This window comes from Mesorhizobium sp. M1A.T.Ca.IN.004.03.1.1 (assembly GCF_003997555.1).
Taxonomy (GTDB): domain Bacteria; phylum Pseudomonadota; class Alphaproteobacteria; order Rhizobiales; family Rhizobiaceae; genus Mesorhizobium.
Map to the genome: position 1 here is coordinate 1 of NZ_RZTV01000743.1, position 251 is coordinate 251.

Annotated in this window: 1 protein-coding gene; it reads right to left on the reverse strand. The window is 61.0% G+C overall.

The window, feature by feature from the left end:
* On the reverse strand, window positions 1-251 hold a 251-nt coding region (locus tag EOD29_RS36755; protein WP_206520597.1), incomplete at both ends, for a hypothetical protein.

Genomic DNA, 251 nt, shown 5'->3' on the forward strand with positions numbered 1-251 from the left:
GGAGCGAGGGAGCCACCGCAGCGAAGATTCGCAGCCCCCTGGATGCGGTCCGCAACCTGATTGCCAAGAGAAGGGTGCAGAGCGCTACGGGAAACCCGACGAATGCGAGGTTTGCGACGAGACGCTGCTCATACGTTTCGACGCGGGCGTACGACCACGCTCCCGGCGACCAGGAATCGTCACCGAAGACGAATCCGCGACCCTCGTAGAAGAAGATCGTTCCAACGGTGATGAGTACGGTCGAGACCAAT